Source organism: Mesorhizobium sp. B264B1B, assembly GCF_020165765.1.
Lineage (GTDB): Bacteria > Pseudomonadota > Alphaproteobacteria > Rhizobiales > Rhizobiaceae > Mesorhizobium.
In genome coordinates this window covers 113,393-130,665 of record NZ_JAIUIS010000006.1, presented here as the reverse complement: position 1 = coordinate 130,665, position 17,273 = coordinate 113,393, and the positions used below count along the sequence as shown (strand labels likewise).

Annotated in this window: 14 protein-coding genes; 7 read left to right on the top strand and 7 right to left on the bottom strand. The window is 63.5% G+C overall.

The genetic code is table 11. The features are described 5' to 3' along the window. The first annotated feature begins 65 nt into the window (after positions 1-65). The 4 genes from LB547_RS14370 to LB547_RS14355 all read left to right on the top strand — a co-directional run bounded on the left by LB547_RS14370 (position 66) and on the right by LB547_RS14355 (position 4,238). Positions 66-842 carry an HpcH/HpaI aldolase family protein gene (locus tag LB547_RS14370; RefSeq protein ID WP_140759386.1) on the top strand — a complete coding sequence of 259 codons (777 nt, stop codon included), beginning with the start codon at positions 66-68 and terminating at the stop codon, positions 840-842. Positions 843-1,279: 437 nt separating this feature from the next. Next, positions 1,280-2,077, top strand: coding sequence for an ABC transporter substrate-binding protein (locus tag LB547_RS14365; RefSeq protein ID WP_140496991.1), 798 nt, complete (start codon positions 1,280-1,282; stop codon positions 2,075-2,077). A gap of 158 nt (positions 2,078-2,235) precedes the next feature. Then, positions 2,236-2,910, top strand: a complete 675-nt coding sequence (locus LB547_RS14360) for an amino acid ABC transporter permease (protein WP_140496993.1) — start codon at positions 2,236-2,238, stop codon at positions 2,908-2,910. 47 nt (positions 2,911-2,957) lie between these two features. Next, complete coding sequence (locus LB547_RS14355; protein WP_140496995.1) at positions 2,958-4,238, top strand: cysteine desulfurase-like protein; 1,281 nt, start codon at positions 2,958-2,960, stop codon at positions 4,236-4,238. Positions 4,239-4,472: 234 nt separating this feature from the next. On the opposite strand, the gene LB547_RS14350 is transcribed toward LB547_RS14355, so the two are convergent. The 5 genes from LB547_RS14350 to LB547_RS14330 form a co-directional block, all read right to left on the bottom strand. Continuing rightward, positions 4,473-5,303, bottom strand: coding sequence for a dipeptide ABC transporter ATP-binding protein (locus LB547_RS14350; protein ID WP_140496998.1), 831 nt, complete (start codon positions 5,301-5,303; stop codon positions 4,473-4,475). Then, positions 5,300-6,157: an ABC transporter ATP-binding protein gene (locus LB547_RS14345; protein ID WP_140497000.1), complete on the bottom strand. Its 858-nt coding sequence runs from the start codon at positions 6,155-6,157 to the stop codon at positions 5,300-5,302. Before LB547_RS14345 ends, LB547_RS14350 begins: the two co-directional genes overlap by 4 nt. A gap of 2 nt (positions 6,158-6,159) precedes the next feature. Continuing rightward, positions 6,160-7,014: an ABC transporter permease subunit gene (locus LB547_RS14340; protein WP_181169874.1), complete on the bottom strand. Its 855-nt coding sequence runs from the start codon at positions 7,012-7,014 to the stop codon at positions 6,160-6,162. A 70-nt stretch (positions 7,015-7,084) separates the two neighbouring features. After that, on the bottom strand, positions 7,085-8,092 hold the full coding sequence (locus LB547_RS14335) for an ABC transporter permease subunit (RefSeq protein WP_140497004.1): 1,008 nt from the start codon (positions 8,090-8,092) through the stop codon (positions 7,085-7,087). Between the two features lie 48 nt (positions 8,093-8,140). Beyond that, entirely contained in the window at positions 8,141-9,733 is a 1,593-nt protein-coding gene (locus tag LB547_RS14330) for an ABC transporter substrate-binding protein (protein WP_140497006.1), read from the bottom strand. A 447-nt stretch (positions 9,734-10,180) separates the two neighbouring features. Between LB547_RS14330 and LB547_RS14325 the strand changes: the two genes are divergently transcribed. Together LB547_RS14325 and LB547_RS14320 are read left to right on the top strand one after the other, a co-directional pair. Beyond that, positions 10,181-12,274, top strand: coding sequence for a long-chain fatty acid--CoA ligase (locus LB547_RS14325; RefSeq protein WP_140759384.1), 2,094 nt, complete (start codon positions 10,181-10,183; stop codon positions 12,272-12,274). Between the two features lie 8 nt (positions 12,275-12,282). After that, a complete protein-coding gene (locus LB547_RS14320) occupies positions 12,283-13,032 on the top strand; it encodes a class I SAM-dependent methyltransferase (RefSeq protein ID WP_181177963.1) in 750 nt (249 codons plus the stop codon). On the opposite strand, the gene LB547_RS14315 is transcribed toward LB547_RS14320, so the two are convergent. Next, a complete protein-coding gene (locus LB547_RS14315; RefSeq protein ID WP_140497010.1) occupies positions 13,006-13,728 on the bottom strand; it encodes an HAD family hydrolase in 723 nt (240 codons plus the stop codon). The genes LB547_RS14320 and LB547_RS14315 overlap by 27 nt on opposite strands. Before the next feature lie 5 nt (positions 13,729-13,733). Further along, positions 13,734-15,377, bottom strand: coding sequence for a glucose-6-phosphate isomerase (gene pgi, locus LB547_RS14310; RefSeq protein WP_140559713.1), 1,644 nt, complete (start codon positions 15,375-15,377; stop codon positions 13,734-13,736). A 251-nt stretch (positions 15,378-15,628) separates the two neighbouring features. Here pgi and LB547_RS14305 point away from each other — a divergent pair, with 251 nt between their 5' ends. Next, positions 15,629-17,122 (top strand): PLP-dependent aminotransferase family protein, encoded by a 1,494-nt coding sequence (locus LB547_RS14305; protein WP_140759382.1) that lies wholly within the window; start codon positions 15,629-15,631, stop codon positions 17,120-17,122. The last annotated feature ends 151 nt before the right edge of the window (positions 17,123-17,273 follow it).

Sequence of the window (17,273 nt, the reverse complement as noted above, 5' to 3'; positions counted from 1 at the left end):
AAATAGCTTCGCCTCGCCGCTGTTTGCGGATATGAATTCCGGCACGACAACAAAGGGATGGAGCGATGAGCGGGTTTCGCAACAAATGCATCGGCAGGGAAAGCCTCGTCGGCTCCTTTGCCGCCATTCCGCATCCCGTTGCGGTCGAAGTGATGGCGCAGTCCGGTCTCGATTTCCTCTGCATCGATTGGGAACATGCCCAGATTTCGCGCGACATGATCGAAACAATGGTGCGCGCGGCCGATATCCATCGCGTGCCGGCCATTGTGCGCGTGCCCGGCCATGCACCGGAAGCGATCGCCGCGGCATTGGACAGCGGCGCGCAAGGCGTGCTCGTCCCGCGCGTCTCGACCGCTGCCCAGGCGCAGGCGGCGGTGAAGGCCTCGCGTTATCCGCCGACCGGCGAGCGCGGCGTCGGGCCCGGGCGGGCCGCCGGCTATGGCTACCGCATCTCCGAATATCTCGCTCAGGCCAATGACAGCATCGTCGTGGCGGTTCAGGTCGAGACATCGGAAGGGCTGGCCAATATCGAGGCGATCGCCGCCGTCGAGGGTGTCGACGTGACCTTCGTCGGGCCCGGCGATCTCTCCGTATCGATCGATGCGATCGGCCCGAAAGGCGCCGACAAGCTCGCGCAAGCGATACACAGGATCATCGATGTGACGATCGCGCATGGCAGGACATCCGGGATCTTCTGCGCGAGGCCGCAGGATGTCGCCCAATGGGCGACACTCGGCGCCAGTTTCTTTATCCTGGCCAGCGACACGATGTTTCTGGGGGCTGGCGCTGCCGCCGGCAAAGCCGGCGCGGATGCTGAGCTGGGCGGTAGCGGCCGCAGCTAGCGCTATCGAAAGGTTTGCCAGGCGCCGTCGCCGCCAACTTTTTAAGCTTAAAACTTTTGCCTTGAAAACTGCCGCGGTTTGGATAAGCATTCCTCGATCGATGGCGACTGCCGTTCCGGACGGGCTTGCCGGACATCCATCGGTGCATCGGGTGGGATCAAAGGGTTTCAGTCCTTGTCGTTCATGCTGCCCCCAGTCATCCTCCGACACGCGCCATGCGTGCGATGGCGTGCGCGCGCCAGATCCGCGATCCGCATACCGAGAGCATCGCCAACCTTGCCTTCCCGCCCATGTGCGTCTGCCGCGACCGGACAGCGCCCGACCGTATGGCGGCGAGCATGAATTGACGCCCCGCTGGGAGGTGGGGCGGCAAGAAACCGTGCGGGCATCAGCCCGCCCGATCAACAACCAGAGGGAACACCCCAGAGGGACCAACAATGAGCCTGACCCGTCGCAATCTCATCCTCCTCGCGGCCGCCATCGGCATCGCCGCCGGACCGGCAACCGCCTATGCCGCCGATGTGCTCAATGTCGGCGCCTACCCGACCAACCCTCCGTTCGAGTACAAGAACGAGAGCGGCACTTTCGAGGGCTTTGAAGTCGACATCGTCAACGAAGCGGCAAAGCGCGTCGGCATGACCACCGACATCGCCGATCTCGGCTTCCAGGCGCTGTTCGCCGCCACCACCTCGAAGCGCATCGATGTCGCCATCTCGTCGATCACCATCACGCCGGAGCGGCTGAAGTCGCAGTCGTTCACGCAGCCTTACTATGATTCCGACATGGGCATCGCCACCAAGACCGACAGCCCGATCAAGGCCGAGGCCGACCTCAAGGGCAAGATCGTCGGCGTGCTGTCCGGCTCGACCGGCGAGACCTGGGTCAAGGCGCATCAGGAGGCCGATGGCCTCAGCGATGTTAAGGGCTATGACACACAGCAGAACCTTTTGCTCGACCTCAGCGCCGGGCGCATCGACGCGGCTGTCAGCGACATTCCGGGCATGCAGTACTCCTTCACCAAGATGAAGGATCTCACCGTCAAGGAACGCATCAAGACCGGCGAACAGTACGGGCTGATGATGACCAAGGACCACCCGCTGCTCGGCAAGCTCAACGACGCGCTGACGGCAATGAAGAAGGACGGCACGCTGGCCGCGATCCACAAGAAGTGGTTCGGCAGCGACGCGCCCGCCGATTCCTCGACCGCCAAGGAAATGCCGGTGCCGAAGGCCTGAGCGGCGGCCGCCAAGGAGAACGTGCCGGCTCGAAAGGCCGGCACGTTCCGTTTGATACATAGTCTCCCGGAACCAGCGCGGCGCGGCAAAACCGCTTTCGCTGTTCCGGACCTCTGCTCCGGCGTCAAGGGACGCCAAACGGTTCGGGAAAGCCTCCCATGTCGCTGCTCGATACCTTCTTCAACGCCGACGTCATCGCGTCCAGTCTGCCGGCGCTGCTGCGCGGCTTTCTCAACACGCTGCTGCTCGGCCTGCTCAGCATCGGCATCGGCATCCCCATCGGCCTGGTGATCAGCCTGTTGCGGCTTTATGCGCCGAAGCCGCTCAGATGGCTGGCGGTCGGCTACACCGACATCTTCCGCGCGCTGCCGGTGCTGGTGGTGCTGATCCTGATCTATTATGCCCTGCCCTTCCTCGGCATCCGCCTGTCGTCCTGGGCTTCCGCCGTGACGGCCTTCGCCATCATCATGTCGGCCTATTCGGCGGAAGTGTTCCGCTCCGGCATCGAAAGCATTCCGCGCGGCCAGTTCGAGGCGTCGCAGGCGCTCGGCCTGCCGTTCCTTTTGACCTTGCGCAAGGTGGTGCTGCCGCAGGCGGTGCGCGTGGTCATCCCGCCGATGACCAGCAACTGCGTCTCGATGTTCAAGGACACCTCGCTCGCCTCCACCGTGGCGCTGCCGGAACTCCTGAAGGAAGCGACCAATGCGCAGTCGCTCTACGCCAACCCCTCGCCGCTGATCGGCGCAGCCCTGGTCTATCTCATCTTCCTGTGGCCGATGGTTCGCCTCGTCAGCCTGCTTGAAGACCGTTTCAAGACCGAGAAGACGCGCTGACCGCGCCTACAATTTCCCCTCTACCGAGCACTTCGCAGGAGACGACCATGAACAAGCATCAAGCCGCCAATGCGACCGGCACTTCCGGCGCGTTCCCTGTTGAAAGAATCCGGGCGATGTTCCCGGCCTTGCAGCGGGCAGGCGACTTCATCTTCCTGGACAACGCCGCCGGCGCGCAGATTCCGCAGAGCGTGCTCGATGCGGTGACCAACCATCTGGTTTCGCACAATGTGCAGCGCGGCGGCCGTTATGGGCGCAGCGTCACCGTTGACCAATCGGTCGCCGATGCGCGGACAAGCGTGGCACTGCTGATCAATGCCTACAGCCCATCCGAGATCTGCTTCGGCATGAACGCCACCTCGTTCATCCGCCTGGTCAGCCTCGGCATCGGCCAGATGCTTGGAGAGCGCGACGAGATCGTCGTCACCGACATGGACCACGACGCCAACATCGCGACATGGCTGGCGCTCGAATCCGCCGGCGCCAAGTTCAAGTGGTGGCGCATGCGCGAGGACGGCAATTTGCATGTCGACGATTTGCGCCCGCTGGTTTCAGAACGCACCCGGCTTGTCGCCTGCACGGTGACGGCGCATTCCATCGGCTCGATCGTCGACGTGGCTTCAGTGGCGGGGATTGCCCACGCCGCCGGCGCCGAAGTGTTCCTCGACTGCGTGCATTACGGGCCGCATGGGCTGATCGACGTCCAGGCATGGGATTGCGACTATCTCGTCTGTTCCGGCTACAAGAATTTCTCGCCGCATATGGGTTTCCTGTGGGGCCGCTTCGAAACGCTGAAGCGACTGCCGACCTTCCGCGAGGACTTCATCCCCGACGAGCCGCCCTACAAGGTCGAGGCCGGCACCTTCATTTACGAGAACGTGTCGGGCATGGATGCGGCCGTGCAGTATCTCGAGCTCATCGGCCGCAATCTTGCTCCGTCCAACAACCGCTCGCGGCGCGAAAACATCGTCGCCGGCATGGGCGCCATCCGCGACTACGAGCTGGTGCTGGCGCGCGAGATGCTGGCTGTGCTGAAGAGCTGCGGGGCAACAATCTACGGCGTTTCCGAGGAGGCCCGGATCAACGAACGCGTGCCGACCTTCTGTTTCAACATCGGCAAATTGTCGCCGCAGCGGATCGTCGAGGAAATGGCCGAGATGCAGATCGGCATTCGCGACGGCCACATGTACGCCCCGCGCCTGATGAAGCGCCTCAACCTGTCGATGGACAGCGGCGCCATCCGCGCCTCGCTGGTGCACTACAATACGGTCGAGGAAGTCAGGCGTTTCGGTGAAGCGCTGCGGGCTGTCATCGCGAAGCTGTCGTAGCGCTCGACCCTTTTCGCGAGAGAAACCGGAGGCGTGACTGCCTCCGTTTCGTCATCCACGGGCGGAGCAAGGAGCGGAGCGACGCGGCGCAGACCCGAGGATTCATGCCGTGATATGCGAGCGTTACCACGGTGCACAACCTGCTCCGCAGCGCTTTTCGGCTGAGATAACGGCATGGATCCTAGGATCTCCGCACCGCGTTGCGGCGCTCCGCCCTAGGATGACGAATTGGAGTCACGCCGCTTTCTTCTTCGCCAGCCTCGCCTTGATGCTGGCGACATCGGCGCGCGGCGTGGCGGCGAACAGCGTCCTGGTGTAGCTGTGCTTGGGGTCTGAAAAGACCTCGTCGCGCGAGCCGTATTCGACCGCCTCGCCGAAATACATCACCATCACGTCGTCGGCGATGTAGCGCACCACGGAGAGATCGTGGCTGATGAAGACATAGGTCAGCTGGAATTCGTCCTGCAGGTCGGCGAGCAGGTTGAGCACCTGTGCCTGCACCGAAAGATCGAGCGCCGAGACCGGCTCGTCCAGCACCAGAAGGCTCGGGTTCAGCATCAGCGCACGGGCGATGGCGATGCGCTGGCGCTGGCCGCCCGAGAACATGTGGGGATAGCGGTTGTAGTGCTCGTGACCGAGGCCGACCTTCTTCAGCATCTTCATGGCGAGGTCGCGCCGCTCGGCGGCCGTCTTGTCGGTGTTGATCAGCAGCGGCTCGCCCAGCACGTCGCCGATCTTCTGGCGCGGGTTGAGCGATCCGTAGGGGTTCTGGAAGACGATCTGCACCTTGCGGCGCATCTCCCTGGTCAATCCGCCCCTGGCGATGTCGACCTTGTTGCCGTCGATGAACAGTTCGCCCGATGTCGCCGGATCGATGAGCGTGATGATGCGGGCGAGCGTGGACTTGCCGCAGCCGCTTTCGCCGACGATGGCGAGCGTCTTGCCCTTATCCACGGTGAACGAGACGCCCTTGACCGCGTGCACCGTGCGCGGCCCGCTGAACAGGCCGCCGCCGATATGGTAGTCGCGAACGATGTTCTTGCCTTCGAGGACGGTGGTGCTCATGCGGAGGCTCCCGCGGCCGAGGGCGCCGGCTCGAACAGCATGTCGGAAACGGTCGGCAGCCGGTCGCCGACCGCGTTCTCCGGCAGCGCCGACAGCAGCGCGCGCGTGTAGTTGCTTTTCGGGCTCTCGAACAGCGACAGCACGTCGGCCTCTTCCATCTTGCGGCCCTTGTACTGAACGATGACGCGGTCGGCTGTCTCGGCCACCACGCCCATATTGTGGGTGATCATGATCAGGCCCATGCCGTATTTGGCCTGCAGCGAAACCAGGAGATCAAGGATCTGCTTCTGGATGGTGACATCGAGCGCGGTGGTCGGCTCGTCCGCGATCAAGAGCTTCGGATTGCAGGCGATGGCGATGGCGATCATGACGCGCTGGCACTGGCCGCCCGACATCTGGTGCGGAAACGAGCTCAGCCGTTCTTCCGGATCGGCAATGCCGACGAGCTTCATCAATTCGATGGCGCGCGCGCGGCGCTGGGCGCGGTCCATGCCCATATGGAAGCGCAGCACCTCCTCGATCTGGAAGCCGACGGTGAAGCACGGGTTGAGGCTGGCGATCGGCTCCTGGAAGATCATGGAGATATCCTTGCCGACGATCTTGCGCCGCTCGGACGGGCTGAGCTTCAGCAGATCGACGCCGTCGAAGGCCATGCGGTCGGCCTTGACGGTCGCGGTGTTGGGCAGCAGCCCCATCACCGCCAGCATCGCCACCGATTTGCCGGAACCGGATTCGCCGACGATCGCCAGCACTTCGCGCGGCTCGATCGACAGGTCGATGCCCTGCACGGCCATGAACGGACCGGCGGCGGTGTCGAAGGAAACGGTGAGGTTCTTGATCTCGAGCAGGGACATGCTCACGACCTCTTCAGCTTGGGGTCGAGCGCGTCGCGCAGGCCGTCGCCGATCAGGTTGATGGCAAAGACGGTGATCAGGATGGCAAGGCCGGGGAAGGTCACCACCCACCAGGCGCGCAGGATGAACTCGCGCGCCTCGGCCAGCATCGTGCCCCATTCCGGCGTCGGCGGCTGCGCGCCCATGCCGAGGAAGCCGAGGGCGGCGGCTTCGAGGATGGCGTTGGAGAAGGACAGCGTCGCCTGCACGATCAGCGGCGCGATGCAGTTGGGCAGGATGGTGACCAGCATCAGCCTGAGATGGCTTGCGCCCGCGACCTTGGCCGAGATGACATATTCGCGGTTCTTCTCCGCCATCACGGCGGCGCGGGTGAGCCGGGCGAAGTGCGGCTGCAGCACGAAGGCAATGGCGATCATGGCGTTGACCAGCCCAGGTCCGAGAACGGCGACCAGCACCAGCGCCAGCAGCAGCGACGGGAAGGCCAGGATGATGTCCATGATGCGCATGATGAGCGTATCCACCCAGCCGCGGCAGTAGCCGGCGAGCAGGCCGAGGATGACGCCGGAGATCAGCGCCGTGGTGACGACGACGAAGCCGATGGCGAGCGAGAAGCGCGAGCCGTAGATCAGGCGCGAGAGAATGTCGCGGCCGACGGCGTCGGTACCGAGCAGGAACTGGGCGCTGCCGCCCGCCTGCCAGGCCGGCGGCGTCAGGAAGAAGTCGCGGAACTGGTCGTCCGGCGAATGCGGGGCGAGCAGCGGCGCGAAGACCGCGATCAGGATCAGCAGCGCGAAGACGAAGAGGCCGATCACCGCGCCCTTGTTGATCGAGAAATAGTGCCAGAACTCGGCGAACATCTGCAGCCGGGCGTCCTGCGGCCTGACGACGGTCGCGGCTTCGATTGTGGCAGGGCCTTCGTTGGTCATGTCAATTCGCCCGGATACGCGGGTTGATGACGGCATAGAGCACGTCGACGATGAGGTTCACCGACATGACGATAAGCGCGATCAAAAGCAACCCGCCTTGCACGGTGAAATAGTCGCGCTTGGAAATAGCGTCGATCATCCATTTGCCGATGCCTGGCCACGAAAAAATGCTCTCGGTCAGGATGGCGCCGGTCAGGAGCGTGCCGACCTGCAGGCCAATGGTGGTGACGACCGGGATCAGCGCATTGCGGAAAGCGTGCAGCCCGATGACGCGGCGAGGCGCCAGGCCCTTGGCGCGCGCGGTGCGCACATAGTCCTCGCCGAGGACCTCGAGCATGGCCGACCGCGTCTGCCTGGCGATGACGGCAAGCGGAATGGTGCCGAGCACGATGGTGGGCAGGACGAGGTGCGACAGGGCCGAGCGGAATGCACCCTTCTGTCCGGAGATCAGGGAATCGATGGTCATGAAGCCGGTTACCGGCTTGAAGAAATAGAGAAGGTCGATGCGGCCGGAAACCGGTGTCCAGTGCAGCATGCCGGAGAACACGATGATCAGCAGCAGCCCCCACCAGAAGATCGGCATGGAATAGCCTGCCAGCGCCGTTCCCATGGTCAGTTGGTCGAACCAGGAGCCGCGGCGGATCGCGGCGAAGATGCCGAAGGCGACGCCGATGACGATGGCGAAGATCATGGCGAAGATGGCAAGTTCGACCGTCGCCGGGAACCGCACCAGGAAATCCTTGAGCACCGGCGTCTTGGTGGAAAACGAGGTGCCGAAATCACCGCTGAGGATATTGGCCAGATAGGTCAGGTACTGTCGCCAGATCGGCAGGTCGAAGCCGAACTGGTGCATCAGCGCAGCGTGACGTTCGGGCGACAGGCCGCGTTCGCCCGCGAGCACCAGCACCGGATCACCGGGCAGGATGCGCACGAAGCCGAAGGCGAGGATGGTTATCCCGATGAAGGTCGGGACGATGAGGGCGAGCTTGCCGAGGATATAACGCAGCATGGCGGGCGAGGTGGGACGGCGCTGTGGCGCCGCCCCGTTTCGCGAACCTTATTCGGCGATATCGACGCCGTCGAAGCGATGGATGCCGAGCGGATCCATCGCAAAGCCGGAGACGGTCTTCTGCATCGGCATGAACACCTTGGAGTGTGCGAGCGTCGCCCACGGTGCCTGTTCCTTGAAGATGACCTGCGCCTGTTCGTAGAGCTTGGTGCGCTCGGCCTGGTCGGAAACCGTCTTGGCCTTGTTGATGAGCGCATCGAAGTCCTTGTTGCACCATTCCGCGCGGTTGTTCGAACCGACGGAAGCGCAGCTCAAGAGCACACCGAGGAAGTTGTCCGGATCGCCATTGTCACCGGTCCAGCCGACGATGACGGCGCCGTCGTGATCGACCGCCGAAGCGCGCTTGAGGTATTCACCCCAATCGTAGCTGACGATGTTGACTGTGACGCCGACCTTGGCGAAGTCGGCCTGGATCAGCTCGGCGGTGCGGCGCGCGTTCGGCATGTAGGGGCGCGACACAGGCATGGCCCAGACATTCATCTTGAGGTCCTTGACGCCGGCCTCTTCGAGCATCTTCTTGGCCGCATCCGGATCGTACGGATCGTCCTTCACGTCCTTGTTGTAGGACCACATGGTCGGCGGGATCGGGTTGACGGCCACCTGGCCGGCGCCCTGGAAGACCGCGTCGATGATAGCCTTCTTGTTGATGGCCATGTTGAGCGCCTTGCGCACGCGCACGTCGTCGAACGGCTTCTGCTGGGTGTTGTACATCAGCGCGCCGACATTGAGGCCTTCCTGCTCGTCAACCTTCAGGTTCGGATCGGCCTGCAGGCCGGCGATGTCGGCCGGCGCCGGGTAGGACATGATGTTGCATTCGCCGGCCTTCAGCTTCTGCGCACGGACCGCCGGATCGGTGGTGATGGCGAAGACAAGGTCGTCGATCTTCTGCTTGCCGCCCCAATAGTCGGGGTTGGCCTTGTAGCGGATGGCAGCGTCGGTCTGGTAATCGACGAAGATGAACGGGCCGGTGCCAATCGGCTTCTGGTTGAACAGTTCAGGCGTCTTGTCCGCCTGCAGCTTGTCGGCATATTCCTTGGAAACGATTGAGGCGAAGTCCATGCCCAGCGTCGGGATCAAAGTGATCGCCGGCTCCTTGAGGGTGAACTTCACCGTCAGGTCGTCGACCTTCTCGACCTTGGTGATGTTGTCGCCGAACTGGTCATTGTAATACTGGTAGGCAATGCCCGGTATGTACTGGAACCAGGGGCCGTTCTTGTCGACCTGACGCTGGAACGAGAACACCACGTCGTCGGCGTTGAAGTCGCGCGTCGGGGTGAAATAGTCGGTAGCGGCGAACTTCACGCCCTTGCGAAGCTTGAACGTGTATTCCTTGCCATCGTCGGAAATGGACCAGCTTTCGGCCAGGCCCGGCGAGACCGTTGTCTTGCCATGATCGAATTCGACGAGGCGGTTGAAGACCGTACGCGAAGACGCATCGAACGTCTGTCCCGCGGTGTAGGGCGCCGGGTCAAAGCCTTCCGGCGAAGCTTCGGCGCAGTAGACCAAGGTTTTTGCGTTGGCCACGCCGCCCAGGACGCTTGCAGCCAGCAACGCGGCTGCAAAAGTCAGTTTCTTCCTCATTGAGCACTCCCTGATGTTTTTCCAAGCCCCTCTATCAGGCTCGCGAAGCGCGCATATAAGCACCGTTTCTCCGGCTTTGGAACACCCAGTTTGCCTACCCCATGGTAAGCGGGAAAAAAATCCTCCTCTCCGCAAAAAAATGGAAAAATTCAGTATTTTTTTCTATTCACGACATTATTAACGACCGCATTTTTTTATTGATCACCAATCTTACGAGATCAACGTCGCGCCCGCTTTCATATGACCGGGGATGCCGGAGATGCAGGGCCGCTGCGCCCGTGGCGGGAAAGATTTTCGGCGGCAAATCTTTCGACGGCTTGCCGCTGGGGCAAGGCTTGCACGCCCGCCGATAGAGGCCATACATAGACAAGGCACCGTCGGCAGCGGGGGACGCCTCTCTTAGCAGGAGGCGAGCGCGGCAGGGGCGAACAAAACAGGGAGGGACGGTTGGCAAAAGCATCGAACAGGACGGCTCCGCCGAAGACGGCCAAGGCGACCCTGAAGCCGGCCGCGGGCGCCGACAAGCAGCCAACGCCCTCCGCCAAGAACGCAAAGAGCACAAAGGCAAAGGCCGCAGGGAAACCTTCCGCCGGCAAGGCGGACGCTGTTGTCAAACCGGCCGCGAAGCCGGCGGCCAAAGCCGTCCCCGCAAAGACGTCGGCGAAGGCCGGAACTGCTAAAACCGGGACGACAAAGACCAGTTCGACCAAGGCCAGGACGACGAAGACTGGCGCGAGCAAGACCGGGGCGACCCGGACTAGCAAGACTGGGGCCGCACAAGCCGCATCCGTGGCCAAGCCGGCACCGGCGGCCTCGAGACCGGCGGCCGCCAAGCGATTGCCGAAAGCGCTCACCGCCCTTGCCGCAGGCTTGCCGGAAAAGCCCTGGCTGGAAAGCTACCCGAAGAACATGCCGGCCGAGATCGGCGCCCTGCCCTACAGCTCCATCGGCGATTTCCTCGTTGCCGCCTGCAAGCAATTTGCCGGCCAGCCGGCCTTCACCTGCATGGGCAAGTCGATCACCTATGCGGAACTCGAACGGCTTTCGGCGGCGTTCGGCGCCTACCTGCAATCGACCGGGTTGCCCAAAGGCGCACGCGTCGCCCTGATGATGCCGAACGTGCTGCAATATCCGGTGGCGATGATGGCGGTGGCGCGCGCCGGCTACACGGTGGTCAATGTCAACCCTCTCTACACGCCGCGCGAGCTGGAACACCAGCTCAAGGATTCCGGGGCACAAGCGATCATCATCCTGGAGAACTTCGCCAGCACCTTGCAAGCGGTGATCGCCAGGACGTCGGTCAAGCACGTCGTCGTCGCGGCCATGGGCGACATGCTCGGCGGGCTCAAGGGAAGCATCGTCAATCTGGTGGTGCGCCGCGTCAAGAAGATGGTGCCGGCCTGGTCATTGCCCGGCCATGTCAAGTTCAACGCGGCGCTGAAGGTGGGCAGCGGCATGGGTTTCAAGCCGGCCAAGGTAGCGGCCGACGATATCGCGTTCCTGCAATATACCGGCGGCACCACGGGAATCTCGAAGGGTGCTATCCTGCTGCACAGCAACGTGCTGGCCAATGTCGCGCAGAATTCGCTGTGGCTGCAGGACGCCTACACGGTCAAGCCAAAACCCGCCCATCTCAACCTCATCTGCGCACTGCCGCTCTATCATATCTTCGCGCTGACCGTGAATGCGCTGATGGGCATGCAAATGGGTGGACAGAACATACTGATCCCCAATCCGCGCGACATCCCCGGCTTCGTCAAGGAAATGGGCAAGTATCCGATCCATATCTTTCCAGGCCTCAACACGCTGTTCAACGCGCTGCTCAACAATGAGGATTTCCGCAAGCTCGACTTCAAGCCGCTGCTCCTGACGCTGGGCGGCGGCATGGCGGTGCAAAAGGGCGTCGCCGAGCGCTGGAAGGCGCTGACGGGCTGCCCGGTCAGTGAAGGCTACGGCCTGTCGGAGACGTCGCCCGTGGCAACGGCCAACAAGTTCAGCTCCGGCGAATTCACCGGCACGATCGGCCTGCCGCTGCCGTCTACCGAGATCGCCATCCGCGACGAGGAGGACAACAATTTGCCGCTCGGCGAGGTCGGCGAAATCTGCATCAAGGGGCCGCAGGTGATGGCGGGCTACTGGAACCGGCCTGACGAGACCGCCAAGGTGATGACCAAGGACGGCTTCTTCAAGTCGGGCGACATGGGCTTCATGGACGAGCGCGGCTACACCAAGATCGTCGACCGCAAGAAGGACATGATCCTCGTTTCCGGCTTCAACGTCTATCCGACCGAGCTCGAGGAAGTCGTGGCGCTGCATCCCGGCGTGCTCGAAGTGGCGGCAATCGGCGTGCCGGACGAGCATTCGGGCGAAGTGCCGAAACTGTTCATCGTCAAGAAGGACCAGGCGCTGACCGCCGAGGCCATCACCGCCTATTGCCGTGAGAACCTGACCGGGTACAAGCGGCCCAGATACATCGAATTCAGGACAGAACTGCCGAAGACGCCGGTCGGAAAGATCCTGCGGCGCGCATTGCGCGAATAGGAGCCGGCTTGGACCACGATCTTGCCGGCGACGATGCGCCAGACCGGCGCCAGCGCCTCGACCCGGCCGAGTTCATCAAGGCCAACATGCGCCTCGTGCCTGTTCCCGCGCTTCCCGAGATCTGGCTTTACGCACCCCATCCAGGCACAGGATTGAGGCGGCTTGTGGAGCCGCACGACGAAGCCGACGAGGATGCGCCGGAGCCACAACCGCCCTATTGGGCCTATGCATGGGCCGGCGGCACCGTGCTCGCGCGCTATGTCCTCGACCATCCGATGACCGTGGCGGGACGCCGCGTGCTCGATCTTGGTGCCGGCTCCGGCATTGTCGGCATCGCTGCCGCGAAGGCCGGGGCCCGCGAAGTGATCGCCGCCGAGATCGACCGAAACGGCGTCGCCGCGCTCGGTCTCAATGCAAAAGACAACGGCGTCACGATCTCGGTGATCTGCAAAGACATTACCACCGGTCCGCCACCGGCGGTCGACCTTGTGCTGGCTGGCGACGTGTTCTACGGACCCGATGTCACCCAACGCATGATCCCCTTCCTCGACCGCTGCCTTGCCGCTGGCGTCGAGGTCCTGATCGGCGACCCGCGCCGCGCCGATCTACCATTGTCGCGGCTCAGGCTGCTCGCCGAATATCAGGTGCCGGATTTCGGCGACGCGAAGGGCGCCGCAAGCAGGCCGAGCGGCGTCTTTTCCTTCGAAGCCGAGACGCCGCTAGCGACGAGATCAGATCGTCTCCTTGACCCGCGCTGAAAGGAAATCCGGCAGGTCGACAACCGAATCCAGGATCACGTCGGCAATTCCGGCCAGAGATTCACGGGTGCCGGTGCCCGAAAGCACGCCGACCGCCAGGCCGCAGCCGCCGGCACGCGCCATTTCGAGATCGTGGCGGTTATCGCCGATCATGGCGACCTGCGTCGGCTTCAGGCCGGTGAGATCGCAGAAGGCCTGGATCGTATCCGGCGCCGGCTTGGGATTGGCCACCGCGTCATAGCCGTAGGCGGCGTCGAACAGCTGCGCGACGCCGAGCGTTACCAGCGTTTTTTCCGCGCCGCTGGTCGAATCGTTGGTGGCGACGCCGAGCCGATAGGACCTTGCGTGCAAGGTGCCGAGCGTTTCGACGATGCCCGGCAGAGCCACCGCCATCGCCGAGCCCTGCACCGAGGTGATCTGGTTGAAGCGGGCGACGGCCAGCATCTGGTCTTCGTCGGACAGGCGCGGAAACCACAATTCAACGACGTCGAGATTGGTGCCGGAGGCAAAGATGGAATCGGGCTTGAAGCGCCTGTTGGCGAAATCGAAGCCCGCGGCCGCAAGCAGCCTGTCGGCCTTCCAGCGGTCGCCTTCGGAGGCGTCCATGGCCATGAAGTCGGCAACCCCGAGCCAGGTCGCATTGAAGTCGACAAGCGTTCCGTCCTTGTCGAACAATATTCCCTTGATGTCTGCCAACTCAGTCACTCCGAACCACGCAAATGGTGGATGTGTTCCACCAGGCCGGCGGTCGAGGCATCCCGCTTTGCGGCACTTTCCTTGCCTTCCACGACTGGCAGAAGGCCGGTGGCCAGTTCCTTGCCGAGCTCGACGCCCCATTGGTCGAAGGAGTTGATGTCGAACAGCGTTCCCTCGACGAAGACGCGGTGTTCGTAGAGAGCGATCAGGCGGCCGAGCGTGCGCGGGTCAAGCTTGCGATAAAGAATGGTCACCGAGGGCCGGTTGCCGGAGAAGACGCGGTGCGGGGCAATACGATCGACATCGGCCGGCTTCATGCCCTTGGCCAGCATCTGCGCGCGCGCTTCCTCCAGCGTGCGGCCCCTCATGAAGGCTTCCGACTGCGCCAGGCAGTTGGCGAGCAGCAGGTCGTGATGGTGCTTCAGCTCCGGCTCGTGGCCGTTCGCCGCGGCGAGGAATTCGACCGGAATGAAATCGGTTCCCTGGTGCAGGAGCTGGAAGAAGGCGTGCTGGCCATTGGTGCCGGGCTCGCCCCAGACCAGCGGCCCGGTCGGCGTCGCCACGGGGCCGCCGTCCAGGGTGACGCTCTTGCCGTTCGATTCCATGTCGAGCTGCTGGAGATAGGCCGGCAGCCTGGACAGGCGCTGGTCATAGGGGATGACCGCGCGGGCCGGGTATTTGCAAACGACGCGATGCCACCAGCCGAAAAGGCCAAGCAGCACCGGCAGGTTTTTGGCCAGCGGCGCTGTGCGGAAGTGTTCGTCCATTTCGTGCGCGCCATCGAGGAAGGCGCGGAAATCGCGTGGACCAATGGCGATCATCACGGGAAGGCCGATGGCGCCCCACACAGAATAGCGGCCGCCGACCCAATCCCAGAAGCCGAAGACGCGGTCCGGCTCGATGCCGAACTTCGCCACCAGGTCGAGTGCCGTCGAGACAGCGGCGAAGTGCTTGCCGATCGCTTCCTTGCCGAGCGCCTTCTGGACCCAGTCGCGCGCCGTCTGCGCATTGGTCATCGTTTCGACCGTGGTGAAGGTCTTGGAGGCGACGATAAAAAGCGTGCTCTCGGCGGAAAGGCCCTTCAGCGTGTCGTGGATATGGGCGCCGTCGATGTTGGAGACATAGTGCGCGCGCGGACCGTCATGATAGGGCGCCAGCGCCAACGTCGCCATGGCCGGGCCGAGATCGGAGCCGCCGATGCCGATATTGACGATGTCGGTGATCTTCTTGCCGGTGGCGCCCGTCGCCTTGCCGGAACGCACCGCGTCGGCGAAGGCGCCCATCGCGTCCAATACGGCAATGACCTCCGCCTTCACATCCTGCCCGTCGAGCACGATGCCCTTGCCGGTCAGGTTGCGCAGGGCGGTGTGCAGAACAGCGCGGCCCTCTGTAACGTTGATCTTCTTGCCGGCGAACATGGCGGCGCGGCGGCCTTCGAGATCGGCGGCGTCAGCCAGATTCTCCAGCAGGTCCATCGTGCGCGCATCGACGGCGCATTTCGACCAGTCGAGCAACAGGTCGCCGTAGCTGGCGGAGAACGTCTTGAACCGCTGCGGATCGGCGGCGAAGGCCTGGCGCATATCGCCGGCTGCCGCGGCGCGATGGTCGCGCAAGGCGGCAAGCTGTTTTTGGAAGGCTGACTGATCCACCGGCGGGCTCCTGGGACTGTTAAATTATCTTAGCAGACCGGATGTTTCCGGCGCGTGTCGTCGCGCCAAACTATTGAGCCGAATTCCGTCCGGTCAATACGCGGCGATGACGCACTGGGATGCGAAGGCCGAAAGATCACTGGCATAAATCCCAAAGATCAGAAAAATTGATTGGCGCAACCCCTTGTGCCACCGTTACATTCGACTGGTCCAGCCAAACGAAAAAAGCTGGCCATCGAGGAACATTTCCCATGCCACAGCGCAACGACACGGCCATATGGTCCGGCCTGTTCCGGATTTCGGCCGAATCCGGCCAGACTTTGCAGGCACAGATCCGCCAGGCGATCGTGGCCGCTATTCTCGACCGCCAGATCGCCGCTTCGATGCCGCTTCCGTCATGCCGGATATTGGCCGAAAAACTCGGCGTGGCGCGCGGAACCGTGGTGCTGGCCTTCCAGCAACTGGTCGACCAGGGCTTCCTGGTGGCGCGCGAGCGGCGCGGCCATTTCGTCAATCCCGACGTTTTGGCGACGCCGGCCAAGCCGCACCAGAAGGCGCCCGACCAGGCCAACGAGATCGACTGGAAGGCACGCCGGCAGATCGCGGCCAGCGACATGCCGCCGCCAGCCAAGCACGAGAACTGGATCAAGTCGTCCTACCCCTTCGTCTATGGCCAGTTCGATCCGGCGCTGTTCCCGACCGCCGAGTGGCGCGAGTGCAACCGCATGGCGCTTGCCGTGCTGGAGATCCGCAACTGGGCCTCCGACATGGTCGATCGCGACGATCCGCTGCTGATCGAGCAGATCCAGGCGCGGCTGCTGCCCAGGCGCGGCATCTTCGCCAACCCCGACGAGATCATCGTCACGCTGGGCGCCCAGAACGCGCTCTACATGCTGGCGACGCTTTTGATGACCAAGGGCTCGAAGGTGGCGATGGAGGATCCGGGCTACCCCGACGCACGCTCGATCTTCCGGCTCGCCGGCGCCGACATCCAGCCGGTGCCGGTCGACCAGTCCGGCATCGTAACCTCTTCGATTCCCAACAATTCCGGCTTTGTCTTCGTCACGCCCAGCCATCATTGCCCGACCATGGTGCCGCTGTCGGCGGAACGCCGGCAGGACCTTCTGGCGCGCGCCAACCGCTACAACCAGATCATCATCGAGGACGGCTATGACAGCCAGCTTCTCGACGAGGCGCCGCAGCAGGCCTTGAAGAGCCTCGACCGCTCGGGCCGCGTCATCTATGTCGGCTCGATGTCGAAGACGCTGGCTCCGGGCCTGCGGCTTGGCTACATCGTGGCCTCGGCTGGACTAATCGCCGAACTCAGGGCGCTGCGCCGCTTCATGCTGCGCCATCCGCCGGCCAACAACCAGCGCGCGGTCGCGCTGTTCCTGTCGCTCGGCCACCACGAAGCGCTGGTGCGGCGGCTGTCGAGCGCCTTCGACGAGCGGCGCAAGCGCCTGGTCCATGCGATTTCCGCTTTCCTGCCCGAGTGGCGTTCGACCGACTCGGCCGGCGGCACGTCGCTGTGGCTGGAGGGACCGCGCGGCACCGATTCCCGCGGACTGGCCGAGGCCGCCGCCTCGCGCAGCGTCATCATCGAGCCGGGCGACCGCTTCTTCGACCGCACCGAAAAGCCTTCGCGTTTCATGCGCTTGGGCATCTCCTCGATCGCGCTGCAGCATATCGAGCCCGGTATCCGCGAACTTGCAACCGCCGCGGGCCGCAGGCCGGCCGCCGCCTGATCACCTGGGCCTGACCACCTCCCGGGAGCCGCGCAACAGCGGCTCCTGCTTCTTTAGCACTGGCATATGCAACCGGACCGGCTGGCTCATAGGCTGTGCCAATGCCGGCGGCATAGTCGAGGCCTAAAGGGGACGAAGCAGCCGATGGTGG